Here is a 17969-nt window from a genome sequence, read left to right as displayed (position 1 = left end):
CTGTGGGAGCGGGCTTGCCCGCGAAAAGGGCGCCGCGAAGTGTCAGATATTTCAGAAGAACCGGGTCACACTGACCTTGGCATTACGCCCGATGGTGTAGGCATTTTCCCCGGACAATTCCGGCCGCACCGACACATTGAACAGGTTGTCCACCGTCAGGTTGACCTCAGTGCCTTTCAGGTAAGGCTGCTGCGGTTTCCAGTTGGCGAACAGGCCGTGGATCTGATAACGCTCGTTGCCGAAGTTGTCGTAGTAGCGGTCGCCCAATGCGCTGGCCGGGCCTTCGAAGTACTTGTCGCTGGGCAGATGGTGAGTCTTGCTGACGAACTCGGCAGTCCAGCCGACGCGGGCATCCCAGGCCGGAATCTTCACGCCCAGGGTGGCGATCCACTTGGGCGCCGGCACGTCCTTGGCCCACACATCCGGCCCCCATGGGTTGGTGTAGGCGCCTTCGTGGCGGCCTTCCATCCAGGCGTACGACAGGGCACCGAACAGGTAGGTGGCGTCGTAGAAGGTCTCCACCTCATAGCCCTGGTACACCGTGTCGCCAATGTTGCGGTAGTTGCTCATCAGCCCGCTGCCGCAGGACTGGGCGATGGTGCCGCCAGTGACCATCTGCTGCTGGCAACCAATACCCGTGGCTTTGAAAATCTCGTCTTTGACATGGTTGCGGAACAGCGTGGTGCGAATCTGTGCGCTGTCGCCCTGCACGAACACGTTGGAGAAATTGCTGATGCTGCCCAGGCGAATGCCGGTGATGCGCTCGGGGTCGAGGTTACGGCTGGTGGCCGTGCGGCTGCCCACGCCTTGCACTTCGTATTGCTCGTCCAGCACCGGGGCACGCCAGGTCTTGCTGTAGTTGGCGAACAGCGCGTGCTGGTCGTTTAGCTTGTAGAACAGTGCCAGGCGCGGCGACCAGCCGCTGTAGGTCTTGGCGCTGTAGTCGTGACCGGCTGCTGGGTTGTTGTAGTAGGGCGCCTGGTTTGGCTCGCCTTCGTTGGTCACGTGGTCGTAACGCAGCGATGGGGTGATGGTCAGGTCGCCAATGGTGATCGCATCCTGCAGGTAGTAGCCCTGGCTCTCGACCTTGCCACGCGGCATGAAGTACGGCTGGAAATGGCCGTGGTTATACTTGGGCACGTCGTACATCTTGCCCGGCATCCACATCTGCGTATCCCGCTCATGCTGGCGCACTTGCAACCCTGCGGTCAGCGCATGTTCGAGCGGGCCGGTGGTGAACAGGCTGGTGTTCTTCACATCGAGCATGCGGTCCTTGTACTCGGTGTCCATCTTGCGCCCGCCCGTGGCGGCCTGGAAGAACGCCGTGGCGTTGCGTTGGTCAGTCTGGTCAGTGTCTGACTCGGAATATTTGACCTGCAAATCGACCCAGGGATTTTCGATCGGCTGGTAGTTGTAGGTGGCCGACCAGGTGGTATCGACCGTGTTGCGCAGGGCGAGGAAGCGTTTGATCGCGTTCTCGTAGCCATAGCGATCGATGTTGGCCTGGGTCGGCGGGGTCGGGTAGGCGGTGGACGAGAAGGCCGTCCAGCGCTCGGTCTGCGAGCGCGACCAGGACAGCCCCAGGCTGTGCTCGTCGGTAAAGTGGATGTTGCTCTTGAGCAAAGCGCCTTCCAGGTCCAAGGCGCTGTTGGGCAGGCGCTTGGGGTTGATCGGGTAGCGGTTTTCCGGATCGGGCAGGCGGTCGGCCATCTTCATGTCGCCGCCGTCGCGCTTGGTCAGGTAGACCAAACCGTCGATGCGGCCATCGTCGCTGCGGCCGAACAGCGCCGAGCTGTAGATCTGCTGGTGGTCGTTGCTGGCGTAGCCGTACTTGACCATCGCGCCGCTGTTGCGGCCCTCTTGCAGCAGGTCGCTGGCATCCTTAGTCTGCATGTTGACGCTGCCACCAAAGCCGCCGTTGCCGGTCTGGACCGAGTGCGGGCCTTTTTCCACCTCGATGAACTTGATCAGTTCTGGCTCGATGAAGATGGTGCCCTGCTGGTAGCGCTCGAAACCGCTCTTGGTAGCGCCGTCGACGCTCATCGGCACATCTTCGGCGTCGCCCATGCCCCAGATGTTGATGGTCTGCCCGCCAGGTTTGGCCGAACCGCCCATATTCACCCCAGGCAGGGTGGCCAAGACGCTGGGGATGTTGCTGGGTTGGTAGCGGTCGATCTGTTCCTGGTCCAGGGTCGAGCGGCCGACATTGTCGGGTGTGACCTGCTGGCCATCGCCGACGATGCTCAGGGCGCCGAGCTGGATGCTGTTGTCGGCGTTGGGTTGGTCCTCGCGCAGGCGCACCACGTAGGTTTCACCCATGCGCAGTACGCTGAAGCGGCTGCCGGCCAGCAGGCGGGAGATCGCCTCGTGCGCCTCATAGGCGCCGTTGAGCGCAGGGGCCTGGGCATCGCGCAGCACCGCCTCATCGAACAGCAACTGCACCTTGGCCTGCTGCGCCAGTTGGCTGAGCGAGCGGGCCAGCGCCTGGGCCGGCAGGTCGAGCTGTACAGGCGCGGCCTCGGCGGCCAGGCTTACAGCCAGGCACAGCGCCAGCAGGGATGGACGAACAGGCAAGGATCGCAACGGACGCAACGCGGACAACATGAATTCCCCCAAACGGCAAAAGGCCGGAAAAAGCCTGCCAATTGCGCGACAGGCGGGGAGGAAGACGTGGCGTTGAGAAAAGTCCTCACCTGCGAATGATAAAAATTCTTAAAAAAATCAGCGGCGGTCGATGCGCAGGCGTCCGTCGGCCAGCAAGGTGGTTTTCACCGGCAGCAGAGCGGGCAGGGCGTTGAGCAGGGCGTCCGGGTCGTGCACGTCGAGATTACCTGAGACTTTGTATTGCCCAAGTGACGGATCGGCGAGCAGCACCGGCTGTTCGCGGTACAGGCGGAGTTCGTCAATCAGGCTGGCCAACTCGCGGTTGCGAAAGCTCACATGACCGTCGCGCCAGTCGGCTACCGGCTGGTCGTTCAAAGCCTGTTGGGTGACGGTGCCTCGCGTGGTGTCGTAGGTGGCCCGTTGACCTGCGCCGAGCAGCAGCGCCGGATTGGTTTCGCCCGGTGTGTCGAAGGCTACCTGGCCGTGGGCGACAGTGACCACCAGCTCCTTTTCACCGCGGCGCACATCGAAGCCTGTGCCCACCACCCGTACTTGTCCTCTGCCCGCGTCGATGAACAGTGGCCGCTCCTTGTCCGGTGCCACGTCGATGTACAACTGGCCTTGATCGAGGTGGATCAGCCGGCGCTCGGCGCTGAAGTCCAGGCGCAGCCGGGTCTGGGCGTTGACCACCAGCTGGCTGCCGTCGGGCAGGCGCAGGCTGCGCAGGTCGTGCTGGGCGCTCAGACCCTGTTGGTAGGCGCTGCTGCCCGCGCCGAGATTGCCGGCCAGCAGCGCACACAGCAGCGCAGCGGCGGCGGCCAGGGCCGGGCGCCAGCGCGGCGCGTGGCGGACCACCGGCGGCACCGGGCGGTTGGCCTGCTTGAGCGCCTCGAGGTCGTCCCATAGTTGCTCGAACTGGCGATAGGCGCGGGCGTTCTGCGGGTCTTGCAACCACTGGGCAAAGGCTTTGCGTGCCTCACGCGAGGGGGCATTGCGGTTGCGGCTGAACCAGCTGGCGGCCTGGGCGTCGATCGAGTTGGCGTCGAGATCGTCAAGAGGGGTCATTCTGCGTGCTCCCTGCCGTTATCGCTGTCCAGGCGTTGCTTGCACTGCAGCAGGGCGGCGGCGATGTGCTTTTCGACCATGCTTACGGAAATATTCATGCGTTGTGCGATCTGCGCCTGGGTCAGTCCTTCGAAGCGATGCAGCATAAGGGCTTCGCGGCGCCGCGGCGAGAGTTGCGCGAGCACTTGGCGCAGATGTTCCAGGCGTTGCTGGCGCTGGGCGTGGTCGAGCGGGTCGTTGGCCGGTTCGCTGTGCAGCACCTCGGCCTGCTCTTCGCCCAGCGCGCTGTGGCGCACCTTCTGCCGGCGCCAATGGTCGCTGAGCAGGTTGCGCGCCATCTGGAACAGAAACGCCCGCGGCTGCTCGACCTTGGCCCGGTCGCGATACCCCAGCCATTGGGTGAACACGTCCTGGGTCATGTCTGCCGCATCGCTGGCATTGTCCATGCGCTTGCGCAGGAAGTGCAGGATGTCGGCATAGAAACCCCGGCAGGATTCCTGGGCGGCGGGGTCGGGTTTGAGGCGCTGCATGCACGCTTTCCGGGCTGGCCTGGAGAAAGGGTGCGGATCTTATCGATAATTATTTACATTTGCCAGGTTTTACTGATTGCTCGTTCACCGGCGCCGGGCGAAATCAGCGGGGACGTCGATGGCCAGCTGGGCAGCGCCCAAGGGGTGGGTACTGGCGTCGAAAAAGTGCAGCGAAATGTGTGGAATATCGGCAAACCGCTGAATGAAATGCTGCTTCTGGTTGATAACCGAAGCCTCGCTCAGTGGCCGAATGGCAATCGCCAGGTGTGCCGGTCGCGCCTGGCGAATGGCGTCGAGCAGGTGTTGATCGCTGCCATCCAGATGCTGTCCGAATAGGCACAGCCCATGGGTTTCACCGGCGAGTTGACCCAGGCACCAGGACAGGTAATCGCAATTACGAATAGCCCGTAGTTTGTGTTCGCTACGGTCCTCGTTGATGAACAACGGCACTTCACCGGGAATGTTCACGGCAAAACCATCGAGCAACTCGGCGTTGTTGGCGCTGCGCTGGCGGGTACTGCCGTCGGGTAGCTTGAGCAAGTGCAGCCCGCCATGTAGGTGCATCACCCGCGTACCTTCGCTGCGCGTGTTGCGCACATCGAAAAAGCCTTCGTCATCGAACAGCGAGGCAAACCCCTGCGGTGCATGGCGCATCGCCCAGGGCAAGAGCAGGTCGTAGTTGCTGGTATAGACACGGCGATAGCCACGCAGCGCCTGGTTGATCGTGTCGAGGGTGGCGCTTGGCATCAGTGGCCAGGGCATATGCACCGCGCGCACGGCATGGATCAGCGCTTCTTTGAGCGAGTAGTAGCGGTTCAGCGGCGCGGTGGAATTGATCGCCAGCGCAGCGTTGGCCCGGACCGTGGTGTTCAAGGTGCTCAGCACCGGCTCGAACAACTCTGTGCCCAACGCCTTGAACAACGCCTGGTCGCTGACACCCAAGGCCTTGTGTCGCACGCGCTGGGCCTGTTCGAACAGCGAGAAATAGCCGAACGGTTTCCACAGCGCACGGCTGGCACCATTGCCCAGCAGCAAGGCATCGCAGGGATGGCTGGCATTGAGCGTTGGCCAGGCGATCAGGTGGGCGTCTAGTGCAGGCATGCGAGGGTCCAGGGGTAGAGGCGGAAATCGCGGGGACTTTAGCATGTCATGCAAGCTGTGCGAGGCTGTCTGGCCATGGATAGAGACGCAGGAGAGCCAAGATGCACACGCAGATCGTACGGGCACTAGGCCTTGCAACACTGTTGTCGGGCGCGGCCCAAGCCAGCGATGGGCGCAGCTTGGCGGCTGCCCAGGGCATTGCACATCCGGCAGTGATCGCCCATCGCGGTGCGTCTTTCGATGCGCCCGAGTCCACCAGGCCGGCTTACCTGCTGGCCCGCGAACTGGGCGCTGACTATCTGGAGCTGGACCTGCAACGCACCCGCGATGGCGTGCTGGTGGTGGTGCACGACGATGTGCTGTCGCGCACCAGTGATGTCGCCGAGCGCTTCCCCACGCGCCGTGACAGCCCGGTCAGCGCTTTCACCCTGGCGGAGCTTAAATCGCTGGACGCGGGCAGCTGGTTCAACCAGGCGTATCCGGATCGCGCCCGGACTTCGTTCAAGCAGCTACCGATCCTGACCCTGGATGAGGTGATCGACATCGCAGAAGACAGCCCGCAGCAGCGGCCTGGGTTGTATATCGAGACCAAGATGCCGGGGCAGTTTCCTGGCATCGAGCGTGATCTGGCCGAGCGGCTCAAGGCGCGGGGCTGGCTGGACAAGCCCGGGCGGGTGGTACTGCAGACGTTTGATCGCAACAGCCTGCGACTGCTGCATGAGGCCATGCCACAGGTGCCCAAGGTGCTGTTGCTGTGGGTGGGCAAGGGCAGTATCGAGCCGGCCTCGGGGCAGTCGTTTGCCGAATCGGGTGAGCGCGACAAAGCGGCGTTCTACGCCCGTCAGCAGCCTCGCGATCGGGCTGAGTTTGAACGTTGGCTTGAGTTTGCCAAGGCGGGCGGCGCGATCGGCACAGGGCCATCGGCGCGGCGCAGCCAGTTGGGCGAGCAGAGCTATGCCGATTTGATTGAGCCGTGGATGAACCAGCTCAGCCATCAACAGGGGCTGCTGGTGCATGTGTATACCCTTGATGAACCGGTGGATTTCGCCAAGGCGATGCAGGCCGGGGTGGATGGGATTTTTACCAATCGGGCCGGGGCGCTGATGCGCTTTTATGGACGGGCGGATGCGCTGGAGGAGGGACAGGTATTGCGCAGGCTCGGGTACTGATCGAAGAGCAAGCCCTTAGTGACTAAGGGCTTTGAGTACGTGAGCGGGATCGTTATGAATTGCCCGAAGTAGCGCTTTCGCGGGGCCTGTTGGCTCTCTACGTCCTTGTTCCCAATTGCGTAGCGTTCCAACCTGAACATCAATCATTTCGGCGAAGCGCGCCTGCGAAAGGCCGGTCGCCTTGCGGATATTTCTGACTTGAAGTGCATCGATCTCGAACTCACGTGAAGGGGGATGCTTGCCGTGGACAATGTCATCCATCTGCTGAACGCTTTCTAGCAATTCTTCGAAGAATCGACTCATGTGTGCCTCCAGTGCTCAATGACGGCTTTCAGTGCTTTGCGCTGTTGTACGGACAGATCAATCTGCTCGTTCTTGGGGTAGATGTAGAGCATGGCAAGCCGAGATGCAGTGACAAAGTGATAGTAGATGACTCGGGCTCCCCCGCGTTTTCCTTGACCTTTGGCAGCGACTCGAATTTTACGCAAACCGCCGGTCCCTTCGATAACGTCTCCCGCTTCAGGATGGTCCATGAGCCGCAGTTGCAAGGCTCGATAGGTATCGTCGTCAAGGAGTTCCTTTACGCGCTTTGTGAATACGGGGGTTTCGATGAAGAGCATAGCATGGCATGCGTCATTGGCGTAGTTGCCGCAAAACTACCGCTGAACATTGCTCTGGTGAATCGTACTTTTCCGACTAGGGTGTAGCCGGTCTCTAATAGTGCCGATACCCACGCAAAGCCTTAATCGTTCGTCGTCTCCTTACGCGCCCGATTGCGCCAAACCCGATAAGCCCGTATCCCCGCCCGCACCGAGCCGAACAGCAGCTTGTCTTCCATCTCCCGCGCCATTCCCGAGCGCACCAGCATGCGCAGGAAGGTGCCGCGGGCGCGGGCGATAGCGAAGTGAATCCCTTGTGCAGCGAGGGTGTCGCGCACCTCGCGCAGGGCGGCGATACCGCTGACGTCGATGCTGGTCACCGCCTCGGCATCGAACAGCACTGCCTGGGGCTTGTCCTCGCCTTGCACGGCGTCGAGCAAGCGCATTTTGAAATAGTCGGCATTGAAGAACAGGATCGCATCATCGAAGCGGTACACCACCAAACCTGGCACCGTGCGCGCGTCGGGGTGATGGCGTACATCGACCTGGCCTTCGATGCCCGGCGCCCAGCCGAGCACTGCATCGGTAGGTTGGTAGATGCTGTAGAGCAGACGCAGGATGGCCAAGGTCACGGCGAACACGATCCCCGGCAATACCCCCAGGCCAAGTACACCGACGGTGGTCAGCAGGCACAGCCAGAACTCGAAGCGGCTCAGACGATAGATCTTGCCCAGCGACTGCACATCGATCAGCCCCCAGCCAGCCATCAGCAGCACAGCACCGAGTGCAGCCTGGGGAATCCAGGCCATGGGGGCGGTGAAGAACAGCAGGATCAAGGCAATCACTAGTGCGGCAATGATGCCCACCAGTTGGCTCTTGCCGCCGACCATGTCGTTGACCGCGGTACGTGAGTCGGCGCCACTGATGGCGAAACCTTGCGACAGCCCGGCAGCCAGGTTACTCACCCCCAAGGCGACGAACTCGTGGTTGGCGTTGATCGCATAGCCATGCCGGGCGGCGAAGCTGCGGGCGGTGAGCATGGCGCTGCAAAAACTGACGGTGGCGATACCCAGGGCATCGCGCAGCAGGCTCTTGGTCTCGGCCAGATTGCTCTGCGGCCAAGCCAGCTCGGGCATGCCGCCTGGCACTGGGCCGAGGATGGCGACGCCGAAATGGTCGAGCCCGAATAGTCCGACCAGCAAGGTGAACAGCACCACAGTGACCAACGCCGCTGGCAGGCGCGGATAACGCCGTGGCAGCCAGATCAGCAAGCCGAGGCCGGCCACGCCGATCAGCAGGGTCAGCCAGTGGATCTCGCCCAGGCGTTGAACAAAGTTGATCAGGCTGAGGATGAACCCGTCGCCCTCGATCTTGAAGCCCACCACCTTGCTCAATTGCCCGGCGATCAGGCTCAGGCCGATGCCGTTGAGGTAGCCAATCAGGATCGGCCGCGAGAAGAAGCTGGCAATGAACCCAGCCCGCGCGACACCGGCGGCAATCAGCATCACCCCCACCAGTACCGTGACGATCACCGACAGCTCGGCGATGCGCTGCGGATCACCCATCGCCAACGGCGCCACGGCTCCGGCGATCATCGCGCAGGTCGCCGCATCCGGCCCCACCATCAACTGCCGCGAACTGCCGATCAAGGCATAGACCATCATCGGCAGCACGCAGGCGTACAGCCCGTACTGCGGCGGTAGGCCGACGATCTGGGCGTAGGCGATGGCGATCGGGATCTGAATCGCTGCCACCGACAGGCCCGCCTGCAGGTCAGCGTGCAACCACTCGCGGCGGTAGTGCAGCAGGTTGGCCAGGCCCGGTAGCCAGCGTGAGAGAAACATGCGCAGTCCTTTCGAAATGTTTCACAGTGCAGGTGAGCATATGCGCTCACGGCGCGTTCCGTGCAAGCGGATTTTCGCGCAGGGCATTCAAGCGGATTGGGCAGGTGCAGGCCATGGGCCAGATCAAGCAAAGGGCAGAAACGAAAAAAGGAAGCCTCGGCTTCCTTTTGACAGGCGATGACGTTATGGCAACGTCATGCGGAACGACTTGAATCGGTGCAGCAAGAAGTGGAGCGGGTAGAGGGAATCGAACCCTCGTCGGAAGCTTGGGAAGCTACTGTTCTACCATTAAACTATACCCGCTTGACGCCTTAACTAAGCGGCTTGCGCTTTGCAGCTCGACTTTGTACCAGAACCCTCCTGCGATGAAAAGCCCAGGCTTGAAAAAGAACAGTCGGCGGCCCGTAGCCTGCGGGTAGTCAAAGGGCTACAGGACGCCGATGCGCTCAGATGGCCAGTGCATGGTGCCCCTGTACATAGTGGTTGCGTTGACGGGGCTCACGCGTGGTCGGCTTGAGGAAGCCCAGCATGACGTTGCGCAGCGCTTCGCTGGCGGTCTTGTGCTCCATGTCGAGGAAGTGCCCGGCGCCATTGATCACGCTGAAGTGGCTCTGGCCCACATGCTTGCCGAACTGGCGGGCGTCCTCGGCGGTGGTGTATTCGTCACGATCACCGTTGATGAACATCACCGGGATATTGATGTTCGCCGCGCCTTTGAGCGCCCGCTCCAGATCGTGCTGCAACACCTGATTGATGTGGAACAGCATCTGCGCGTACTCATGGCTGTCCAGGCTGCTGACATGCCGGTAGTTGAAGCGCTTGAACAACGACGGCAGGTGCTTGCCGATGGTGTCGTTGACCAGGTTGCCGACCTGATAGCGATCGCAGGCGGCCAGGTATTGGCAACCGCGTTCCAGGTAGTCGCGCATCGGTTCGTTGATCACTGGCGAGAACGAGCTGACGATGGCCTTTTTCACCAACCGTGGCTGGTGCGCCAGCGCCAGCAGGGTGCAGGCACCGCCCCAGGAGAACGACATCACGTGGTCGGCCTGGAAGTGCTCGATCAGCTCAAGGAGGATATGCGCCTCGGTCTCCTTGGTCAGCAGACGCTCCTGGCGGTTGTGTGGCTTGGACTTGCCGGCATACGGCTGGTCGTACAGCACCACGTTGAATTGCGGGTGCAGGCTGCGCACCGTCTGGGCAAACGAGGCAGTGGTCGCCAGCGATCCGTTGATCAGAATGATCGTCTTCTCGGCGCCGTGCGCGCGATGGAACTCCGTGTAAACCCGATACTGACCTTGGATATCAAGTACAGCGATTTCTGGCCTCATGTCATCGACTCCTGGCGCAAAAAGGGTATTCGCGTCACCTAGGGTGCACGTTGTTTATGACAGGTAGGCACATGCCTTGAAGAGTTTTACCGGGCCCTGTGTCGATCCTTGGCACATGTGTCGACGGTATTGTTTTTGGCGGGCAATTCGCCGTGCCCCGGGGTATCGAGACCCTGGGTGGCCGGCAAAAAGGCGTCTTGGACTGCGGCCGTGACTGGCAAGTCACATGCAGACTGACGATTTCGATTCAAGCAGTAGGTTGGCGATCCCGCAAGTGCCGTTCGGGTAATCGTGTAGGAAAAACCGCTGGGCGGTTGTGGGTGCGCTGGTATGGGGCGTCACTCAGGTCAGGCCCTATCGCGGGGCAAGCCCGCTCCCACGTGAAATCCGAGCATGGGAGCAGGAGCGTGGGAGCGGGCTTGCCCTGCGATAGTACTGCGCGGGTCTCAGACCGCCGCGATCTCTTGCTGGGTCAGCTCGCGGAACTCACCCGGCGCCAGGGCCGGATCCAGGACAATGCCGCCCATGCTTTCCCGGTGCAGCCCGATCACCTTGTTCTGAAAGTGGCCAAACATCCGCTTGACCTGGTGATAACGCCCCTCGACGATTTCCAGACGGGCCTGATGCGTGCCCAGGATCTGCAGCCGGGCGGGCAGGGTGGTCAGGTCCTCGAAAGCAAAATAGACCCCCTCGCGAAACTTGGCAGGGTAGTGCTCGCCAATCTCATCCTCGGTCTGCACCTGATAGACCTTCGGCAGCTTGGTGCTCGGTTGCGTCAAGCGCCGCGACCACTGGCCATCGTTGGTCAGGATCAGCAACCCGGTGGTGTTGAAGTCCAGCCGCCCGGCGATGTGCAAATCCTCGCGCAGTTCGGCCGGCAACAGCTCAAGCACAGTGCGATGTTGCCGATCGTGAGTGGCACTGACGCAGCCGGCGGGCTTGTGCAGCATCAGGTAGCGCGCAGGCCGGCCAGCCTGGTGCAGCTGCTCATCGACCTCGACGCGGCTGAACTCACGCACTTCATGCAGCGGATCGACAACGATCTCGCCATCCACGCGCACGCGCCGCTGCACCAGCAGCAAGCGCACCTGCTGGCGGTTGTAGCAAGGGAGGTTGGCGAGGAAACGGTCGAGACGCATGAGCGCAGCTGAAAGTGGAAAAAGGGCGCGCAGTCTACCCAATTGCTGGCGGATTCGCTGCTTCCCCGCGATAGCATCAGCAGCCTCAATTGGGGGGGCTGATCTGACGCTATCGCGGGGCAAGCCCGCTCCCACGGGGCGGTGTTTTGAGCTGCTCGTCGACCGCCGCGCAACGTGGGCACAGGCAGGCCTGGTTGCGCAGTTCGGCGGGCAGGGCTTGGAGCACCGCCGGATCGATGGTCACGGCAAAGCACCAGCAACCCTGGGTAGCGCTGCGTGGGTCGGCCAGGCCGCATTGGTTGAGGGCGCCGCAGGCGGGGCAACGCTGGCTGTCGGTCATGAGGCTGTCTCGCTACAGACGCGGTTGCGTCCACCCTGTTTGGCACGATAGAGGGCATGGTCGGCGCGGGTCAGCAGCGTGTGCAGGGTGTCGTCACGTTGCAGGCTGCTCAGGCCGATGCTGGTGGTCAGGCGCAGCGGCTGGTCGTTGTAACTGAAGGTCAGCTGCTCGGTGCGCCGGCGGATTTTTTCCGCCACATCGAACGCTTGCCGACCATCGGCTTCACGCAACAGCACGATGAACTCCTCACCACCCCAGCGGCAAAGTATATCCGACTGGCGCAAGCTGCCCTGCAGGACATTGGCGAACTGGCGCAGCACTTCGTCGCCAGCCAGGTGGCCGTGGGTGTCGTTGAGCACCTTGAAGTGATCCAGATCGATCAGCAGCGCCACCAAGGGCGTGTTGTCGCGTTGGGCTTCTTGCAACGCTTGCCCGGCCAGCAGATCGAAGCTGCGCCGGTTAGGCAGGCCGGTGAGGCTGTCGAGGGTGGCCAGCGCTTCGATGCTGTCCTGATGGCGCTTGACCATGGCATGCAGCAGCGACAACACCACCAGGGTGATCATCGCGCAGATCGCCAGATTCAAGTACAGCGACTGGCGCACCCGCTCCAGCGCGCCGGTCTCGCGCTTGTCTACCAGCAGGTACCAGTCAAGTTCGGGGATCTGCCGAACATTGAGAAAGTGGCTGTGGCCTTCGCTGTCGAGGTACTCATGGCTGCCAGTGCCGGGGATGGGCATGCGCGCCAGCAGTTGTTCGAGCTCGCGGCTCTCGGCCAGTTGCTGGCCCACCCGCAGGCCATGCGCAGCGCCCTCCGAGCCGGTCAGCAAAACCTTGCCGCTGGCATCGGTGAAAAACACCGAGCGCTGGTAACGCCGCTGGTAGTCGTCGATCAGCTTGACGACCGACTCCACGCTCAGGCCCACCCCGGCAGCGCCAATGAACTGGCCCTGATAGTCGAGCACCCGGTAGTTGATGAACACCGTGAGTTTGTCCTGGTTGGCCATGTCCAGGTCGACGTTTATCTCGTAGGGCTCGTTCAGCTCGCGCAGGCGGTAATACCAGGCATCGCGCCAGGTGCCAGGCTTGATCTGCTTGAGCACGCCCTTGGCCTGGTAATAGGTGAGCGTGCGCTCGGAGACGAAGAAGGCGGTGCAGGTGTCCTGATTGCCCATCACCTCGCCCAGATAGCGGGTGATGCGCTCGGCGTCCTGTTCGCCGGCCAGCACCCAGTCACGCAGGAAGGTGTCCTGGGCCATCATCGAGGAGATCAGCACCGGGCGGATCAGGTCTTTCTGGATCTCCGAATAGACCGTGTCGGAGGTCAGGGGCAACTCGGTATTGACGATGCCATCGCGAATGGCGCTACGCGAGGCGAAATAGCCGAGCAGGGAAGTGGCCAGAAAACCACACGCCAGCAACAGCAGCAGGGTCAGGATCAGCGAGCGCTGTGAGAACAAGGCGGAACGTGACGGCATGATCTTCCCGTGATGTGTGCCAGTGGCGCCATTCTAGTGAGATGACCGGAAAATGACTGCATGTTTTTTGGGGGTATCCGACTTGTTTCAATTTGTTGCGCAAATGGCACTGGACCTTGGCGCAACTGTCTTAATCAGTGTCGATCAACGCATGCCGATCGACGCTCGCCAGCGCCGCTGTGCCGGGCACTCCAGCGGTCCAGGAGGCCGCCATGTCCCCACGAATCTTGCTGATCGCCCTGCTGGCGCTGCTGACCAGCGCCTGCGCCCCTTATTACGGAAACGGCGGCTACTATCGTACCGAGTACTACAGCGCCGATCGCTACGCCTACCCCGGCTATCAACGCTATGACCGCGGCTATTACGTTGCGCCGCAGCCGCGCTACTACTATCAAGCCGCACCGCGCTATTACCAACCGGCACCGCGTTACTATCGGCCTGCGCCGGTGCCGCATTACCGGCCTTATCCGCAGCCTGGGGTGAGGCAGTGGCACGGCAATCCGCGCAATGACTACGGCAACCGCCAGCGCTATGACTATGGTCGCGACCGTGATCGGCATGACTACCGCAACGATAACCGCCGCTACCAGGATGGTCGCTGGCATTCCAACGGCCGGGGTGATCGCAATCGCCGCCCGGATGGGCCGCGGGGTGAGCGCAACTGGCATCGCTAAGCGGTAGCGGGGTCGTTCGGCTCTCATACCACCCTACAGATCGGCCAAGGGGTGGCGCCCTTCCCAGACTTTGGCGAAATGCGCCGCCACCACCGCTGTGGGCACCTGTGCCACATCCGGCCAGTGCCAGCGCGGTTGGTTGTCCTTGTCGATCAGTCGCGCGCGCACGCCTTCGCTGAACTCCGGGTGCCGGCAGCAGTTAAGGCTCATTGCATATTCCATCTGGAACACTTGCGCCAATGACAGGTGCCGGGCCCGCTGAATCTGCTCCCAGACCAGGTGCGCAGTGAGCGGGCAGCCTTCATGTAGGCGCTGTCCAGCTGCCGCCAGTAATGGATCGGTATGTTTTCGCAGGCCTGCCACGGCTTTCCAGGCTGCAACCGGGTCGGCGACATCGAGCAATTCGTCGATGACAGCCCGACGCGGTAGCCATTGGGCTTGCGGCAGTTCGGCGCAGGCGCGGTGCTGTTCACACTTGAGCAGGCTGCTCAGTTGCAGGCTGGTTTGCTCCTGCCAGTTCAACTGCAGCAATTCATTGATCAATGCTTCCTGTTGGTGCTCACCAAAGAAACGATCCGCCAAGCCCAGATCGAGCGCATCACGCGCGTTGATCGGCGCCCCGGTCAGCCCCAGAAACAACCCCAGCTTGCCGGGCAAGCGGCTTAGGAACCAGCTGGCGCCCACGTCGGGGTACAAGCCAATGCTGATTTCCGGCATCGCCAAGCGGCTGCTGGGAGTGACGATACGCACCCCGGCGCCTTGCAGCAGCCCCATGCCACCGCCGAGGACATGCCCATGCCCCCAGCACAATAGCGGTTTAGGGTAGGTGTGCAGGCGATAATCCAGGCGGTATTCAGCGGCAAAGAAGGTCGCCGCCAGCGGCGGTACGCTACCGGGATGCTCACGGCACGCATCGACCAGCGCGCGCACGTCGCCGCCGGCACAGAAGGCCTTGCTGCCATTGCCACGCAGCAGCACGCAGACGATCCCCGAGTCACTGGCCCAGCTACGCAGTTGCTCGTCGAGTATCTCGATCATCGGCAGGCTCAAGGCGTTGAGCGCCTCGGGTGCATCCAGGGTGGCAATACCGATTCGGGCGCCATCGGCGCCGGTGAGTACCTGGCATGTAATGGACATGGACTACCTCGCACAAGTCATCCGCCAAGTATGGCCTGCTGAGCAGATCGCGCCGGTCGTCGGTCGGATCGATTGACAAGCCAGGGCAGCTTTCCTAGTGTCGCGCCACATTGCTTTTGGATAGCCCCATGACCGACGACGACCGCATCAAGCTCGAACCCAGCTGGAAGGAGGCGCTACGCGCTGAATTCGACCAGCCCTACATGCACCAGCTGCGCGAATTCCTGCGTCAGGAGTACGCCGCTGGCAAGGAGATCTATCCGCCGGGTCCGCTGATTTTCAATGCGCTGAATTCGACGCCGCTGAACCAGGTCAAAGTGGTCATTCTCGGCCAGGACCCGTACCACGGCCCGGGCCAGGCCCATGGCTTGTGCTTCTCGGTGCAGCCAGGCATTGCTACGCCACCTTCGCTGGTCAATATCTACAAAGAGCTGCAGCGTGATTTGAACCTGCCCATTCCCAACCATGGCTATCTGCAGAGCTGGGCCGATCAGGGCGTGTTGTTGCTCAACACCACCATGACCGTAGAGCGCGCCAATGCCGCTTCGCATGCGAAAAAAGGCTGGGAGCTGTTTACTGATCGAATCATTCAGCTGGTCAGCGAGCAGTGCCCCAACGTGGTGTTTCTGCTGTGGGGCGCCCATGCCCAGAGCAAGCAAAAGCTGATCGACGGTACCAAGCACCTGGTGCTCAAGTCGGTGCATCCATCGCCGCTGTCGGCCTATCGTGGGTTCTTTGGCTGTGGCCATTTCAGTCGGGCCAATGGCTTTTTGCAGCAGCATGGCATGAGCCCGATCGATTGGGCGCTGCGGCCGCTTTGAAGGTAACTACCTAGTATTTTTGTCAGTTTCGCCCTGGCTGAGTGCGCGCTAGATTCGAACCACTTATTGAAGAGCCCTGTATTGGGCTCCTGCGAAAAGGGACGAATAATGGCACAGCAAACGTCAACGGTAGAGAGCACTACGGGTTTACTCCCGCAGCCCAATGTGCCAGCCGCCCTTGAGGTGCAAGCTGATGAAGCTGGCGCGGCAACTTTACCTCTTACTGCGCTCAACTCGACCCTGCCAGTGAACGTAGTAGCCTGGAATGGCTATGAACAAGAGTATGAACGGATTGTAAATGAGGAAGAAATCACCGACCCGGTGATGATTTTTCGTGTTTTATGGAACAGCACGGAGGTCGCTCAGTCCCGAAGAGCAATGACGGCCAGCGCCGCAGCTTTTTTTCCAGTAGCCCTTGAAGTTCCACAACACCTGCTCAAGCCTGAAGGCATTAGTTCTTTAGCCTATTCGGCAGAGGTAGAGTTTCTCGGAAACCGAAATCTTTCATCCCCACTGCTGCTGCGTGTCGACCGAACTGCACCCAACTCGCGTAATCCTGCGGTATTCCATGCAACCAACGTGGCAACCATTGATGACACGTACTTGGCAAACAATGGGCAGCAAGCAATCTTCATCTTGGAGCGTTGGGGCGATATCCGTTTGCAGGATCGCGTGCAGTTGTTCCTCATACCTGATAACCAAGGTGGCACACCTGTAGTGCCGACGGTGGAGGTCCCAGTGACCTCCCTGCCCGCTGTAGGGGGTAGCTTCCACGTTCCTGTCCCGGCGGCACTTTTGAGAAGTGGCAGTTTTCGTGTAGTTGCCCGGTTGATTGATCGCGCAGGCAACGTCGGCCCCGAGTCACTCTCACATCGGGTCACCATCCAACTGATGGGGGCTGCAGCGCTGCCTGCGCCAGTGGTGCCATTGGCCGCGGATAATCTTATCAATCTAGAGGAAGCTCGACGCCCAGTTGTTGTCCAGATTCCGCAGATTGCCCAAGCGGTCGCGGGTAATAGCATCCAGATTTACTGGAATGAGCGTGCGCTTGGGTCATTGCCTGTGAGGGCGGACCAGCAATGGCCTATCAGCGTCACCGTGCCTTGGGCGACGATTGTTGCAGATGGCTTCGTGGGGCCTGTGGCGCGGCCAGTGCGTTACGAGCTTGAGCAAAATGGGGCACTGATAAATTCGCCACAGATTCAGGTCAACATCGACTTTCGTGTGGCCGGCCCTGATCCGCAGGGCCCAACTGAGCTTAATACGTTACTCAATCCCGTTATTGTGGGAAGCAGGCGGGACAATGCCATTACACCAATGGACATCAATCAACCCGTTCCTGTGCAAGTCCGACTTTACGATAACCCAAGGGTGGGGGACCTACTCGAGCTGCACTGGGGCAATTTAGCCCGAGTTGTTGCGCGCTATAGAGTGACGGGCAACGAAACACCAGGGCAGATGGTCGACTTTACCCCGGTGCCCTATGACGTGATTACCGAGGCCGGTGACGGCTTTGCTATTCAGGTGTTCTACCGCATCTTCATCAACGTTAATAATGTCAGAGGAGTGAATGGCCAGCGGGCCAATCCGACACCGGTCAGGGTCGATACGGCGAGGCTGCAAAGGCTAACGCTACCTCGTTCGCTGACACCACCATTAGCCACCAATGTAGGGCTCGTCAATTGTGCCACCAAGCCCTGGGATGGCTTCACACTGACGGTTCCGGGTAGACAAACGAACGTGCAGGCGGGGGATCGTGCCCAACTGCGTTGGCAGATGTTCCGCACACTCAATGACGGTACGTCTTCGTCTGCGCAACCCGCGCCTGAGCCCCTGATGTTGGCCCCCGAATACCTACCTGCGGTAGACATTAACTTGGACCGTGCCACAAATGGGCAGCCTTTGGAGATGAGCGCGAGCGAGTTTACGCGTTTGATCGTCAAAGTATTCGAGGCCGCAGGCGGGCCGTTTAGAGGCTACGCCAGGATTGGCTACCGGCTCACTAAACCTGATGGTCGCAGCGCTGAATCACAACTGTCTTGGTTGGAAGTCAATCTCCAGCGCCCAGTGACAGGTGTGGTCTGCACATCGGACGTGACTTAAGTTAATAGGTTTATTTCAAAATCGGAATGTCCATCTT

16 protein-coding genes and 1 tRNA gene are annotated in these 17969 nt (G+C 61.1%); 4 read left to right on the top strand and 13 right to left on the bottom strand.

What is annotated here, in order from left to right; translation table 11 throughout:
* Positions 1–51 precede the first annotated feature (51 nt).
* From ACF8K2_RS09960 to ACF8K2_RS09945, 4 genes are all read right to left on the bottom strand, one after another.
* The gene (locus ACF8K2_RS09960) at positions 52–2604 is read right to left on the bottom strand and encodes a TonB-dependent hemoglobin/transferrin/lactoferrin family receptor (protein WP_392464609.1); all 2553 of its coding nucleotides are present in this window, start codon (positions 2602–2604) and stop codon (positions 52–54) included.
* A 117-nt stretch (positions 2605–2721) separates the two neighbouring features.
* A complete protein-coding gene (locus ACF8K2_RS09955) occupies positions 2722–3669 on the bottom strand; it encodes a FecR family protein (protein ID WP_392464607.1) in 948 nt (315 codons plus the stop codon).
* Positions 3666–4199, bottom strand: coding sequence for an RNA polymerase sigma factor (locus ACF8K2_RS09950; RefSeq protein ID WP_186553974.1), 534 nt, complete (start codon positions 4197–4199; stop codon positions 3666–3668). The genes ACF8K2_RS09955 and ACF8K2_RS09950 overlap by 4 nt, the downstream gene beginning before the upstream one ends.
* Positions 4200–4283: 84 nt before the next feature.
* Complete coding sequence (locus ACF8K2_RS09945; RefSeq protein WP_392464604.1) at positions 4284–5300, bottom strand: DUF4917 family protein; 1017 nt, start codon at positions 5298–5300, stop codon at positions 4284–4286.
* 101 nt (positions 5301–5401) lie between these two features.
* Between ACF8K2_RS09945 and ACF8K2_RS09940 the strand changes: the two genes are divergently transcribed.
* A complete protein-coding gene (locus ACF8K2_RS09940; RefSeq protein WP_392464603.1) occupies positions 5402–6469 on the top strand; it encodes a glycerophosphodiester phosphodiesterase family protein in 1068 nt (355 codons plus the stop codon).
* Between the two features lie 15 nt (positions 6470–6484).
* On the opposite strand, the gene ACF8K2_RS09935 is transcribed toward ACF8K2_RS09940, so the two are convergent.
* The 8 genes from ACF8K2_RS09935 to ACF8K2_RS09900 form a co-directional block, all read right to left on the bottom strand.
* Positions 6485–6772 (bottom strand): helix-turn-helix domain-containing protein, encoded by a 288-nt coding sequence (locus tag ACF8K2_RS09935; RefSeq protein WP_392464602.1) that lies wholly within the window; start codon positions 6770–6772, stop codon positions 6485–6487.
* A complete protein-coding gene (locus tag ACF8K2_RS09930; RefSeq protein WP_392464600.1) occupies positions 6769–7089 on the bottom strand; it encodes a type II toxin-antitoxin system RelE/ParE family toxin in 321 nt (106 codons plus the stop codon). The genes ACF8K2_RS09935 and ACF8K2_RS09930 overlap by 4 nt, the downstream gene beginning before the upstream one ends.
* 122 nt (positions 7090–7211) lie before the next feature.
* Positions 7212–8912, bottom strand: a complete 1701-nt coding sequence (locus tag ACF8K2_RS09925) for a SulP family inorganic anion transporter (protein ID WP_392464598.1) — start codon at positions 8910–8912, stop codon at positions 7212–7214.
* Between the two features lie 229 nt (positions 8913–9141).
* Positions 9142–9215: transfer RNA gene (locus tag ACF8K2_RS09920), tRNA-Gly, on the bottom strand.
* 143 nt (positions 9216–9358) lie between these two features.
* Complete coding sequence (locus tag ACF8K2_RS09915; protein ID WP_186553978.1) at positions 9359–10243, bottom strand: alpha/beta fold hydrolase; 885 nt, start codon at positions 10241–10243, stop codon at positions 9359–9361.
* Between the two features lie 446 nt (positions 10244–10689).
* On the bottom strand, positions 10690–11382 hold the full coding sequence (locus tag ACF8K2_RS09910) for a pseudouridine synthase (RefSeq protein ID WP_392464597.1): 693 nt from the start codon (positions 11380–11382) through the stop codon (positions 10690–10692).
* A 109-nt stretch (positions 11383–11491) separates the two neighbouring features.
* Positions 11492–11722, bottom strand: coding sequence for a cysteine-rich CWC family protein (locus tag ACF8K2_RS09905; RefSeq protein WP_186553980.1), 231 nt, complete (start codon positions 11720–11722; stop codon positions 11492–11494).
* Complete coding sequence (locus ACF8K2_RS09900) at positions 11719–13197, bottom strand: diguanylate cyclase (RefSeq protein WP_392464595.1); 1479 nt, start codon at positions 13195–13197, stop codon at positions 11719–11721. Before ACF8K2_RS09900 ends, ACF8K2_RS09905 begins: the two co-directional genes overlap by 4 nt.
* A 212-nt stretch (positions 13198–13409) precedes the next feature.
* Here ACF8K2_RS09900 and ACF8K2_RS09895 point away from each other — a divergent pair, with 212 nt between their 5' ends.
* Positions 13410–13871 (top strand): hypothetical protein, encoded by a 462-nt coding sequence (locus ACF8K2_RS09895; RefSeq protein ID WP_392464593.1) that lies wholly within the window; start codon positions 13410–13412, stop codon positions 13869–13871.
* A gap of 33 nt (positions 13872–13904) precedes the next feature.
* On the opposite strand, the gene ACF8K2_RS09890 is transcribed toward ACF8K2_RS09895, so the two are convergent.
* On the bottom strand, positions 13905–15008 hold the full coding sequence (locus ACF8K2_RS09890; RefSeq protein ID WP_392464591.1) for an enoyl-CoA hydratase/isomerase family protein: 1104 nt from the start codon (positions 15006–15008) through the stop codon (positions 13905–13907).
* A 128-nt stretch (positions 15009–15136) separates the two neighbouring features.
* On the opposite strand from ACF8K2_RS09890, the gene ung reads away from it, so the two are divergent.
* Together ung and ACF8K2_RS09880 are read left to right on the top strand one after the other, a co-directional pair.
* Entirely contained in the window at positions 15137–15829 is a 693-nt protein-coding gene (gene ung / locus ACF8K2_RS09885) for a uracil-DNA glycosylase (protein ID WP_186553984.1), read from the top strand.
* Between the two features lie 183 nt (positions 15830–16012).
* Complete coding sequence (locus tag ACF8K2_RS09880; RefSeq protein ID WP_392464590.1) at positions 16013–17932, top strand: hypothetical protein; 1920 nt, start codon at positions 16013–16015, stop codon at positions 17930–17932.
* Positions 17933–17969: the final 37 nt, after the last annotated feature.

Origin of the sequence: Pseudomonas sp. xss_2 (assembly GCF_043104195.1) — a bacterium.
GTDB lineage: Bacteria > Pseudomonadota > Gammaproteobacteria > Pseudomonadales > Pseudomonadaceae > Aquipseudomonas > Aquipseudomonas urmiensis.
Note: the sequence above shows the minus strand (reverse complement) of the source record. Positions and strands in the feature narration are given on the sequence as shown.

Bases quoted from the DNA above. Each gene is read 5' to 3' on its own strand.
- ACF8K2_RS09960 (WP_392464609.1), bottom strand. From the start codon at position 2,604: ATGTTGTCCGCGTTGCGTCCGTTGCGATCCTTGCCTGTTCGTCCATCC.
- ACF8K2_RS09955 (WP_392464607.1), bottom strand. From the start codon at position 3,669: ATGACCCCTCTTGACGATCTCGACGCCAACTCGATCGACGCCCAGGCC.
- ACF8K2_RS09950 (WP_186553974.1), bottom strand. From the start codon at position 4,199: ATGCAGCGCCTCAAACCCGACCCCGCCGCCCAGGAATCCTGCCGGGGT.
- ACF8K2_RS09945 (WP_392464604.1), bottom strand. From the start codon at position 5,300: ATGCCTGCACTAGACGCCCACCTGATCGCCTGGCCAACGCTCAATGCC.
- ACF8K2_RS09940 (WP_392464603.1), top strand. From the start codon at position 5,402: ATGCACACGCAGATCGTACGGGCACTAGGCCTTGCAACACTGTTGTCG.
- ACF8K2_RS09935 (WP_392464602.1), bottom strand. From the start codon at position 6,772: ATGAGTCGATTCTTCGAAGAATTGCTAGAAAGCGTTCAGCAGATGGAT.
- ACF8K2_RS09930 (WP_392464600.1), bottom strand. From the start codon at position 7,089: ATGCTCTTCATCGAAACCCCCGTATTCACAAAGCGCGTAAAGGAACTC.
- ACF8K2_RS09925 (WP_392464598.1), bottom strand. From the start codon at position 8,912: ATGTTTCTCTCACGCTGGCTACCGGGCCTGGCCAACCTGCTGCACTAC.
- ACF8K2_RS09915 (WP_186553978.1), bottom strand. From the start codon at position 10,243: ATGAGGCCAGAAATCGCTGTACTTGATATCCAAGGTCAGTATCGGGTT.
- ACF8K2_RS09910 (WP_392464597.1), bottom strand. From the start codon at position 11,382: ATGCGTCTCGACCGTTTCCTCGCCAACCTCCCTTGCTACAACCGCCAG.
- ACF8K2_RS09905 (WP_186553980.1), bottom strand. From the start codon at position 11,722: ATGACCGACAGCCAGCGTTGCCCCGCCTGCGGCGCCCTCAACCAATGC.
- ACF8K2_RS09900 (WP_392464595.1), bottom strand. From the start codon at position 13,197: ATGCCGTCACGTTCCGCCTTGTTCTCACAGCGCTCGCTGATCCTGACC.
- ACF8K2_RS09895 (WP_392464593.1), top strand. From the start codon at position 13,410: ATGTCCCCACGAATCTTGCTGATCGCCCTGCTGGCGCTGCTGACCAGC.
- ACF8K2_RS09890 (WP_392464591.1), bottom strand. From the start codon at position 15,008: ATGTCCATTACATGCCAGGTACTCACCGGCGCCGATGGCGCCCGAATC.
- ung (WP_186553984.1), top strand. From the start codon at position 15,137: ATGACCGACGACGACCGCATCAAGCTCGAACCCAGCTGGAAGGAGGCG.